General features: G+C 74.0%; 10 protein-coding genes. 6 read left to right on the top strand and 4 right to left on the bottom strand.

Annotation, left to right across the window (positions count from 1 at the left end; translation table 11 throughout):
* A partial coding sequence (locus tag ACI6PP_RS22220; protein ID WP_421113909.1) for an L-serine ammonia-lyase occupies positions 1 to 1,008 on the top strand: 1,008 nt, incomplete at its 5' end.
* Between the two features lie 144 nt (positions 1,009 to 1,152).
* Here the strand turns inward: ACI6PP_RS22220 and ACI6PP_RS22215 are convergent.
* A complete protein-coding gene (locus tag ACI6PP_RS22215) occupies positions 1,153 to 1,899 on the bottom strand; it encodes an IclR family transcriptional regulator domain-containing protein (RefSeq protein WP_421113908.1) in 747 nt (248 codons plus the stop codon).
* A gap of 164 nt (positions 1,900 to 2,063) precedes the next feature.
* On the opposite strand from ACI6PP_RS22215, the gene ACI6PP_RS22210 reads away from it, so the two are divergent.
* From ACI6PP_RS22210 to pcaC, 4 genes are read left to right on the top strand one after another with little or no spacing between them, the layout of a single operon-like run.
* On the top strand, positions 2,064 to 3,245 hold the full coding sequence (locus ACI6PP_RS22210) for a thiolase family protein (RefSeq protein ID WP_476712950.1): 1,182 nt from the start codon (positions 2,064 to 2,066) through the stop codon (positions 3,243 to 3,245).
* Complete coding sequence (locus ACI6PP_RS22205; RefSeq protein WP_421113906.1) at positions 3,242 to 4,390, top strand: lyase family protein; 1,149 nt, start codon at positions 3,242 to 3,244, stop codon at positions 4,388 to 4,390. The genes ACI6PP_RS22210 and ACI6PP_RS22205 overlap by 4 nt, the downstream gene beginning before the upstream one ends.
* Complete coding sequence (pcaD, locus tag ACI6PP_RS22200; protein ID WP_421113905.1) at positions 4,387 to 5,151, top strand: 3-oxoadipate enol-lactonase; 765 nt, start codon at positions 4,387 to 4,389, stop codon at positions 5,149 to 5,151. The genes ACI6PP_RS22205 and pcaD overlap by 4 nt, the downstream gene beginning before the upstream one ends.
* On the top strand, positions 5,148 to 5,522 hold the full coding sequence (gene pcaC, locus ACI6PP_RS22195) for a 4-carboxymuconolactone decarboxylase (RefSeq protein ID WP_421113904.1): 375 nt from the start codon (positions 5,148 to 5,150) through the stop codon (positions 5,520 to 5,522). The genes pcaD and pcaC overlap by 4 nt, the downstream gene beginning before the upstream one ends.
* Before the next feature lie 101 nt (positions 5,523 to 5,623).
* Here pcaC and ACI6PP_RS22190 read toward each other — a convergent pair whose 3' ends face one another.
* Complete coding sequence (locus ACI6PP_RS22190; RefSeq protein WP_421113903.1) at positions 5,624 to 6,076, bottom strand: MarR family winged helix-turn-helix transcriptional regulator; 453 nt, start codon at positions 6,074 to 6,076, stop codon at positions 5,624 to 5,626.
* A 77-nt stretch (positions 6,077 to 6,153) separates the two neighbouring features.
* Here ACI6PP_RS22190 and ACI6PP_RS22185 point away from each other — a divergent pair, with 77 nt between their 5' ends.
* On the top strand, positions 6,154 to 7,014 hold the full coding sequence (locus ACI6PP_RS22185; RefSeq protein WP_421113902.1) for an MOSC domain-containing protein: 861 nt from the start codon (positions 6,154 to 6,156) through the stop codon (positions 7,012 to 7,014).
* A gap of 3 nt (positions 7,015 to 7,017) precedes the next feature.
* Here the strand turns inward: ACI6PP_RS22185 and ACI6PP_RS22180 are convergent, their stop codons facing one another.
* Together ACI6PP_RS22180 and ACI6PP_RS22175 are read right to left on the bottom strand one after the other, a co-directional pair.
* Complete coding sequence (locus tag ACI6PP_RS22180) at positions 7,018 to 7,866, bottom strand: oxidoreductase (RefSeq protein ID WP_421113901.1); 849 nt, start codon at positions 7,864 to 7,866, stop codon at positions 7,018 to 7,020.
* Positions 7,867 to 7,883: 17 nt separating this feature from the next.
* On the bottom strand, positions 7,884 to 8,520 hold a 637-nt coding region (locus tag ACI6PP_RS22175), incomplete at its 5' end, for a DNA-3-methyladenine glycosylase family protein (RefSeq protein ID WP_421113900.1).

Here is an 8,520-nt window from a genome sequence, read left to right as displayed (position 1 = left end):
GTCCTGCGCACCTACTACTCGATCGGCGGCGGGTTCGTGCTCGACGAGACCGAGGCGGCGGACGCCGCGGCCGAGGGCGAGTCCGACGGCGGCGCGACCACCGACGGTCCCGCCGAGCCGCCGCTCGTGCCCGACGCGACGCCCATCCCGTACCCCTTCGGCACCGCCGACGAGCTGCTCGCGATCTGCGAGCGCGAGGGACTGTCGATCAGCGACGTGATGATGGCCAACGAGCTCGCCTGGCGCACCGAGGACGAGGTCCGCTCGGGCCTTCTCCACATCTGGCACGTGATGCAGGAGTGCGTCGAGCGGGGCTCGCGCACCGACGGCACGCTGCCCGGCGGCCTGAAGGTGCGGCGTCGCGCCGCCGCGCTCCGCGCCCACCTCGAGGACCCGTCCCGCCCGCCCGACGCGCTCGACGCGATGGAGTGGGTGACGCTCTACGCGCTCGCGGTGAACGAGGAGAACGCCGCCGGCGGACGGGTGGTCACCGCACCCACCAACGGCGCGGCGGGCATCGTCCCGGCGGTGCTGCACTACTGGTGGAACTTCTGCGAGGGCGCCGACGACGACGGCGTCGTCCGCTTCCTGCTGGTGGCCACCGCGGTGGGCCTGCTGTTCAAGCAGAACGCGTCGATCTCGGGCGCCGAGGTGGGCTGCCAGGGCGAGGTCGGGTCGGCCTGCTCGATGGCCGCGGCGGGTCTCGCCGAGCTGTACGGGGCGTCGCCGCGCCAGGTCGAGAACGCCGCCGAGATCGGCATCGAGCACAACCTCGGGCTCACCTGCGACCCGGTGGGCGGGCTGGTGCAGATCCCCTGCATCGAGCGCAACGCGGTGGCCTCGGTCAAGGCCATCGTCGCGGCCCGGATGGCCGCCCACGGCGACGGCGAGCACCACGTCTCGCTCGACAAGGCGATCACCACGATGCGCCAGACCGGGGCGGACATGAAGGACAAGTACAAGGAAACCGCCCGAGGGGGACTCGCCCTCAACGTGGTCGAGTGCTGATCTCGTCCGTTTGGTCGACATTCGTCCCGGGCTCGGGTCAGGACGACGAAAACTTGTTCACGTCATCCCCAGGTGTGCATAAGTTTGGGGACAAGCGTCACGGCGTGTCGCCCGGAGGCTGCGGCGTGTCGCTCGCGGGTCGCCTCAGCCGCGTCGCGCGAGGTCCTGCTCGATGGCCCGCGCGGCCGCCGCGAGCCGGGGCAGCACCACCCGTCGCAACGCTTCCTTGGGCACCCGGCTGGCCTGCGTCGAGACGTTGACGGCGGCCGTCACCACGCCCCGCTGGTCGTGCACCGGGACGGCCACCGAGCGCAGCCCGTCCTCGAGCTCGGCGTCGGCGATCGCGAACCCCTGGGCGCGGACGACGTCGAGGTCGGCACGCAGGTCGGCGGCGTCGGTGAGGGTGCGGGCGGTGAACCGCTCGAGTGGCGCGTCGGCGAGCCAGCGGGCGAGGTCGTCGGTCGGCAGACCCGCCAGCAGCACGCGTCCGAGCGACGTCGCGTGGGCCGGCAGCCGGGTGCCGACGTCGATGCGCACCGACATGATCCGCGACGTCGGCACGCGCGCGACGTACACGACGTCGGCACCGTCGAGCACGGCCATCGACGACGACTCGCGCACCTGCGAGACCAGGTGCTCCAGGTGCGGCTGCGCGACGGCGGGCATGCCGAGCCCGGCCAGGTAGGTGTAGCCGAGCTCGAGCACACGCGGGCGCAGCGAGAACCGCTTGCCGTCGGTGGACACGTACCCGAGGTCGACCAGTGTCAACAGGAAGCGTCGGGCGGCGGCACGCGTCAGGTCGGTACGGGCCGCGACCTCGCTCAGCGTCAGGTGCTCGGCGCCCTCGCCGAAGGCGGTGAGCACCGACAGGCCGCGCGCGAGAGACTGCACGAAGTGCGCCTCGCGAGGCGGGGACGAGGGGTCGTCCGGCTCCAACGGGTCCTCCCGGATCTCTCGCGTCGGTGCTACGGTGTTCGCGATGGTAACACTTGTGCGCGATGCGAACATTGGTGACGCGCAGAGACCCTGGAGGTGCCCCAGTGCTCGGTCGTGACGTGTACGTCGTCGATGCGGTCCGGACCCCGATCGGCAAGGCCGGCGGCGCGTACGCCGACGTCCGCCCCGACGACCTCGCCGCCCACGCGGTGCGCTCGATCGTCGACCGCGCCGGCGACGCGCTCGGTGCCGACGGCGTGGACGTCGACGAGGTCGTCCTCGGCGCCGCCAACCAGGCCGGCGAGGACAACCGCAACGTCGGACGCATGTCGGTGCTGCTGGCGGGCCTGCCGACGTCGGTCACCGGCAGCACCGTCAACCGGCTCTGCGCGTCCGGCCTGGACGCGGTGATGCAGGGCGCCCGCGCGATCGCCGTCGGCGAGGCCGACCTGATGATCGCCGGCGGCGTCGAGTCCATGACGCGCGCGCCGTGGGTGCTGCCCAAGCCGTCGCGCCGCTACCCCGTCGGCCACGAGCAGCTGTGGTCCACCACGCTCGGCTGGCGCATGGTCAACCCCGAGATGCCCGGCGCGTGGACCGTCAGCCTCGGCGAGGCCACCGAGATCCTCCGCGAGCGCCACGGCATCACCCGCGAGGCCGCCGACGCGTTCGCCGCCCGCAGCCACGAGCTGGCGATCCGCGCGTGGAAGGACGGCCTGTTCGCCGACGAGGTCGTGCCGTACGAGGGCGTCGACCTCGACCGCGACGAGACCATCCGCGACGGCGTCACCGCCGAGTCGCTGGCCCGGCTCAAGCCCGTCTTCCGCAAGGACGGCACCGTGACGGCCGGCAACGCCTCGCCGCTCAACGACGGCTCGGCCGCGCTGCTGCTCGCCGACGCCGACACCGTCGAGAAGCGCGGGCTGCGTCCGCTCGCACGGATCGTGTCCACCGGCGCGCACGGCGTCGACCCCGAGGTGTTCGGCATCGGACCCGTCGAGGCCGTCCGTACCGCCCTGCGCCGCGCCGGCAAGGGGCTCGAGGACGTCGACGTGCTCGAGCTGAACGAGGCCTTCGCCGCGCAGTCGCTCGCGTGCGTCGCGCAGTGGGAGGGCCTCGACCCCGACGCCGTCAACCCGCAGGGCGGCGCCATCGCCATCGGCCACCCGCTGGGGGCCTCCGGCGCGCGCCTGGCCGGCTCGCTCGCCTGGCAGCTGCACCGCCGCGGCAGCGGGACGGGCGTGGCGTCGCTGTGCATCGGGGTCGGGCAGGGGCTCGCCATGGTCATGGAGGCGGTGTGACCGACGCCGACCTCGTCGCGCGGATGCTCGGCGTCGAGGTGGCGCTGCTGCGCGCGCTGGAGAGGACGCTCGACGCCCCCGCGGGCGTCGCCGACGGCCTCGCGGCCGTCCCCTGGGTCGACGCCGCCCTGCGCGGCCAGGTCGGCACCGCCGGGTACGACCCCGGCGAGCTCACCGCCGAGGCGGCCGTCGACGGCAACCTCGTCATCCCGATGGTCCGTCGCGTGCGCGCCGAGGCCACCGGCGACGTCGCGGCGTGGTTCCACCACGGGGCCACCAGCCAGGACGTCCTCGACACCGCGCTCGTCCTGCTCGCCCGCGACGTGCTCGCCGACGTCGCCGGCTCGCTGACCGACCTCGGACGCAGCCTCGCGCGCCTCGCCGACGAGCACCGCCGCACCCCGATGGTGGCGCGCACGCTCACCCAGCAGGCCCAGCCCACGACGTTCGGGTTCAAGGCCGCCGGTTGGCTCGCCGGCGTCACCGACGCGCTGGTCCGCGTCCAGCAGGTGCGGACGTCGCTGCCGGTGTCGCTCGGCGGTCCGGTGGGCACCACGGCCGCGTTCGGCGTCCGAGGTCCCGAGGTCGTCGCGGCGCTGGCCGAGCAGCTCGGTCTCGCCGAGCCCACCCTGGCCTGGCACACCCGACGCACGCCGGTGCTCGACGTCGGGCACGCGCTCGTCGTCACCGCCGGCGCCGTGGGCACCATCGCCGCCGACGTCCTGGTGATGGCCCAGACCGAGATCGGCGAGCTGCAGGAGGGCGTCGGCGGTCCGTCGTCGTCCATGCCACACAAGCGCAACCCCGCCGCGTCCGTGCTGGTGGTGGCCGCCGCACGTCAGGTGCCTGCGCTCGTCTCGATCCTCGGGGTCTCGGCCGTCGCCGAGAACGAGCGCCCGGCCGGCGCGTGGACCGCCGAGTGGCAGCCGCTGCGCACCGCCCTCGACGTCGTGCGCGACGCCGCCGACCGCACCGCCCACCTCGTCGACGGTCTGCAGGTCGACCAGGCGGCGATGGCGCAGCACGTCCGCACGCTGTCGATGCTGATCGAGACCGACCCGGACGTGTCACCGTCCACCGACCCGTGGATCGACCGGACGCTTGCCGCCTGGCGCGCCGCCCCCAGGAACCGGAGGGACGCATGACCGTCGCCCTGCACCACCTGTCGACCGGCGAGCCCGACCGGCCCGCCGTCCTGCTCGGGTCGTCCGTCGGCGCCACCGCCGACATGTGGCGGCCCCAGCTGCGCGACCTCGCCGGCGAGTACCAGCTCGTCGCGTTCGACCACCGCGGCCACGGCGGATCGCCCGTCCCGCCCGGGCCGTACGGTGTCGACGAGATGGCGCGCGACGTCCTCGCGCTCGCCGACCGTCTCGGCCTCGACCGGTTCCACTACGTCGGTCTGTCGCTCGGCGGCGCCGTCGGCCAGGAGCTCGCGCTGCAGGCGCCCGACCGTCTGCGGTCGCTCTCGCTGGTGTGCACCGCGGCGACGTTCGGGTCGGCGTTCGCCGAGCGCGCCGCGCGTGTGCGCGCCGAGGGCATGGGCTGGCTGGTCGAGACCACCCGCGGCCGCTGGTTCACCCCCGAGATCTCCGGCGACCAGGCCGCGCACGCCGACGACGTGATGGCCGCGTTCGCCGCGACGTCGCCCGAGGGCTACGCCGCCAGCTGCGACGCGCTCGCCCGCTTCGACACCCGCGGCTGGCTCGAGCAGGTCACGACGCCGACCATGGTGGTGTCGGGCTCGGACGATCCCGCCACCCCGCCGTCCGCCGGCGAGGTGCTGGCCGCGGGCATCGACGGCGCGACGTTCCACGTCGTCGAGCACGCCTCGCACCTGGCCAACGTCGAGCAGCCGCGAGCCGTCACCGACCTGCTCCGCACCCACCTGGAGGCCCACGCATGAACGACGACGAGCGCCGCGAGGCCGGCATGGGCGTGCGCCGGGAGGTGCTCGGCGACGAGCACGTCGACCGCGCCGCGTCGAGGATCGACGACACCACCCGCGACTTCCAGGACTTCATCACCCGCTACGCCTGGGGCGACGTCTGGACCCGTCCCGGCCTCGGCCGTCGCGAGCGCAGCGTCGCGGTGATCACCGCGCTGGTGGCGAACGGCAACCTCGAGGAGCTCGAGCTCCACCTCCCCGCAGCCCTGCGCAACGGCCTCACCCGCGACGAGATCACCGAGGTCCTCCTCCAGAGCGCCGTCTACTGCGGCGTCCCCCGCGCCAACAGCGCCTTCGCCGTCGCCCGCCGGGTGCTCGGCGAGGGCTGAGGCGGTCGGTCGTTTACCAGGATCTCCTGGTAGACGGTCGCGAACCACGGCAAGTTCGCCGTGGTTCGTCACCGTTCACCATGGTCTCCTGGTAAACGACGTCAGGCCTCGGTGGCGGCGTCGATGGCCTCGACGGAGGCGCGGAGGAAGCGGGCGACGACGTCGATCTCGTCGTCGGAGAACTGCTCGACGACCTGCATCATCGTCTGGCCCAGGGGGGCGAAGAGCTCCTGGCCCATGGCGAGGGCGGTGGGGGTGGCGGCGACGTGGACGCGGCGGCGGTCGTCGGCGCTCGGCGCCCGCGTGACGTGGCCCGCGGCCTCGAGGCGGTCGACGAGGGCCGTGGTGGCCGGCGCGCTGAGGTTGAGCGCGGACGCGAGCCGTCCGGGCGTCATCGTGGTGCCGGCCCGCGAGGCGTCGATGACGTGCGCCAGCGCGTGCAGGTGGGTGCGGTGCAGGCCGCGTGCGGTGCCGCGCCGCTCGACGAAGCGGTCGGTCGACGTCGTCACCTCGCGCAGCAGGATCATCACGGCGTACCGGGGGTCGGGTTCCACCCGTGCAGTGTACTTCCGGGGTCGAAGCACCACCCTCGGCGCCGACGCCCGCGCGACCGGGTTCGTAGGCTTCGCCCATGCGTGTCGTCAGCCTGCACCGGTACCCCGTGAAGTCGGTGGCACCGGTCGACCTCGACGAGTCGATCGTCCAGCCCTGGGGCCTGGCCGGCGACCGTCGCTACATGCTCGTCACCGCCGACGGCACCCAGGTCACCGCGCGCGAGCACCCGGCCCTGTTGACCGTGCACGCCGTGGGCGAGCCCGACACCGGCCCGCTCGACCCGTTCGTGCTCACCGTCGAGGGCGCCGGGCCGCTGCTCGTCGCACCCCCGGCCGGCCCGGCCGACACCTGGGTCAGCGTGTGGCGCACCCGGCTGCGGGCCGCCGACGTCGGCGACGCCGCCGCCCGCTGGTTCTCCTCGCTGCTCGGGCTGTCGGTGCGCCTGGTGTTCCAGGACGACCCCCGCCTGCGTCCGGTCGGCGAGGGCGACTTCGTGCCGGCCGACAGCCACGTCAGCCTGGCCGACGGGAGCCCGCTGCTGCTCACCACCGAGGCGTCGCTCGCGCGGCTGGGGGAGTGGATCGCCGAGCGCGGACGCGAGGACCCCGACCGCGCCGAGGACCCCGTGCCCATGCGCCGGTTCCGCCCCAACCTCGTGGTGGACGGCGACGAGCCATTCGCCGAGGACACCTGGCGACGCGTCCAGGTGGGCGGGGCGACCTTCGCCGGCACCGGCCCGTGCCCGCGCTGCGTGATGACGCTGCGCGATCCCGACACCCTCGAGCGCGGACGCGAGCCCATCCGCACCCTCGCGCGTCACCGCAGCTGGGACGGCAGCACCTGGTTCGGCATCAACCTCGTCCCCGTCATCGCCCCGGGTTCCGACCCGTCCACGTGGCCCGTGGTGCGCGTCGGCGACGAGGTCACCGCCCGCTGAGCCTCAGCCCTCCAGCTCGGCCAGGGCCTCGGCGTCGAGGACGACGTCGCCCGCGCCGACGTTCTCCTCGAGGTGGGCGATGCTCGAGGTGCCGGGGATGAGCAGCACCAGGTCGGACTGCGCGAGCACCCACGCCAGGCCCACCTGCGACGGCGTGGCGCCGATGCGCTCGGCGACCGACACGACCGCGGGGTCCTCGGGGATCTTGGCGGCACCGGGGAACGCCGACCCGAGCGGGAAGAACGGGACGTAGGCGACCCCGTGCTCGATGCACAGGTCGAGCACCGGCTGGCCCTCGCGCTGGCGCAGGTTGTACGGGTTCTGGACGCAGGCGATCTCGGTGGTCTCGAGCGCCTCGGCGAGGTGCGACGCCTCGACGTTCGACAGCCCGATGCCGCCGATCTTGCCCTCGTCGCGCAGCGCCACCATCTCGCCGAGCTGGTCGGCGAACGGCACGTCGCTGCCGTCCATCAGTCGCAGGTTGACGACGTCGACCCGCTCCACCTCGAGCGAGCGCAGGTTGTCCTCGACGCCGGCGCGCAGCTCCTCGGGACGCGCGTACTCGATCCACGCGCCCTCGGCGTCGCGGGCGCCGCCGACCTTGCTCACCAGCACGAGGTCGTCGGGGTAGGGGTGCAACGCGGTGTGGATGAGCTCGTTGCTGACGTCGGGCCCGTAGTACTGAGCGGTGTCGATGTGGTTCACCCCGAGCTCGACCGCGCGTCGCAGGACGGCGAGCGCGGCCTCGCGGTCGCGCGGCGGGCCGAACACGCCCGGTCCGGGGAGCTGCATGGCGCCGAACCCGACCCGGTGGACGGGACGGCCGGCGAGCTGGACGGTTGCAGAAGTCATACGTCCATACTGCGCTTCTAGTGCCAGGAGTGGTTGTCGCGGGCCATGCGTGGCCCACGGCGCGGCTTGGACAGGACACCGTCGGCGGACAGCAGCAGCACCACCCGTCCGCGGTGGGGGCGCCAGGGCTCCATCACCTCGACCATCTCGGCGTCGTCGATCTTGCGGCCGAGCAGCGTCCAGCCGATGGCCGCGGCCAGGTGGTAGTCACCGATCGAGATGGCGTCGGCATCGCCGAGCGCGCGCTGACGCACCTCGGCGGCCGTCCACACGCCCACGCCGGGCACCGCCCGCAGGCGGGCCTCCGCCTCGACCGGCGGGAGGTCGACGGCCCCCTGCAGCTGGCGCTCCAGGCTCGCGCAGGTGACGGCCGTCCGCGCACGGGCGGGGTCGACGCCGGCGCGGTGCCACTCCCACGACGGCACGAGCCGCCACGTCTCGCCCGTGGGCGGCACCTTCATCGGGACGGGCGTGGGCCCCGGTGCGTCGTCGCCGTACCGGCGCAGCAGCCGCCGCCAGGACGCGAACGCGTCGGACCCCACGACCTTCTGCTCCAGCACCGCGGGGATCAACGACTCCATCACCCGCCCCGTCCGCATCACCCGCACGCCCGGGTGACGCTGGTGCGCGCGGCTCACGAGCGTCAGGCGCGGG

It is taken from the genome of Solicola agrisoli (assembly GCF_049059935.1).
In the GTDB taxonomy this organism is placed as follows: domain Bacteria; phylum Actinomycetota; class Actinomycetes; order Propionibacteriales; family Nocardioidaceae; genus JAURVT01.
The sequence above is the reverse complement of the archived record's forward strand: the minus strand, read 5'-3'. Positions and strand labels throughout refer to the sequence as shown.

Bases quoted from the DNA above. Each gene is read 5' to 3' on its own strand.
- pcaD (WP_421113905.1), top strand. From the start codon at position 4,387: ATGACCGTCGCCCTGCACCACCTGTCGACCGGCGAGCCCGACCGGCCC.
- pcaC (WP_421113904.1), top strand. From the start codon at position 5,148: ATGAACGACGACGAGCGCCGCGAGGCCGGCATGGGCGTGCGCCGGGAG.
- ACI6PP_RS22185 (WP_421113902.1), top strand. From the start codon at position 6,154: ATGCGTGTCGTCAGCCTGCACCGGTACCCCGTGAAGTCGGTGGCACCG.
- ACI6PP_RS22180 (WP_421113901.1), bottom strand. From the start codon at position 7,866: ATGACTTCTGCAACCGTCCAGCTCGCCGGCCGTCCCGTCCACCGGGTC.